The following is a 1,012-nucleotide window of genomic DNA, read 5'->3' as shown; positions in this document are numbered from 1 at the left end:
CACTAAAGCAAGCATCCAATGCAATTCAATCACTTATGACGTGATCCAAAATAACCTGCGCTGGCGCATGTTGCTCCTGCACTTTTTTGTCACTCCTGCACTACCTTCCTTTCCGCACTATCTCGGCTGCATCCCTGTTCACTCCCTTCCCTATCACGTTTCCTGTTTCCTTCCGGTACTGCTTCAGCTTGTCGATGATGTTTTGCTGGGTCATGGGTAAATCAGCCAGTGACAATTCCATGACCGCCCGCCCCATGGCGTGAACCATCATGTTCACTCTTTCTTCATCCAAGTCCATCTCACCACTCCTTTTTGATGTTTTTTGCAGCATAGCACGTACTGCACAAATCCATAACAGAACTAAATTAACCAATAAATCATAACCTTAATAACCAACGGTAAAATAATTAACCAATGGTTATTGACTGAAAATAACCATTAGTTAATAATCAACTCATCGAAACGAAACATCGACAGCTGAGCGAAGTTAGCCAGCGGCGAAGTGGAGATTCGGTCAGTCGAACGGCGCGACAGTAAACCATGCGTCGGACCATAGGCGGGCTCAGGAAGAGCGGCAATTATGGCAAAGCGAAAAAAGATTTATTCCAGTCCATTCGAAGCTGAGTGGGCTGTGCTGAATCACAAGAGGATTTTTTATGACTCAGGCATACATTCCGGCGTGTTTAAGAGACCTTCCTAAGAAGCGTCAGAAGCCACGCAAACAGGCGATTAAAGAAGCGCAAGTGGAAGTTCTGAATAAGGCAATCGCATCGATAAAAGACGATATGCGTGCGTTCAAAACAGAAGAGCAGCGTCGCGGTCATTACCAGGCGATCAGCACACTCTCACAGATTCGTGATGAGTTGTAGCAGCTGATAGATAAAGCATTTCTCCCGCATCAGCGGGTAACGACAGAGGGTAAGGCTATGCCAGAATTCGAAATTAATCACCAGACGGGTATTTCTCTACGAGAACTAATCGACTTCCGTCAGTGGACTGAATCTCAGCTATT

The 1,012-nt window shown here is 45.8% G+C and carries 2 protein-coding genes; both read left to right on the top strand.

The window, feature by feature from the left end:
- Positions 1–220: hypothetical protein (locus APU11_RS28660; protein WP_204375978.1), on the top strand; the 220-nt coding region annotated here is incomplete at its 5' end.
- A 436-nt stretch (positions 221–656) separates the two neighbouring features.
- Entirely contained in the window at positions 657–869 is a 213-nt protein-coding gene (locus tag APU11_RS07910; RefSeq protein ID WP_060578382.1) for a hypothetical protein, read from the top strand.
- Positions 870–1,012 lie beyond the last annotated feature (143 nt).

It is taken from the genome of Enterobacter sp. 50793107, assembly GCF_001463365.1.
Lineage (GTDB): Bacteria > Pseudomonadota > Gammaproteobacteria > Enterobacterales > Enterobacteriaceae > Enterobacter > Enterobacter cloacae.
This window is presented reverse-complemented; position numbering and strand designations above follow the sequence as displayed.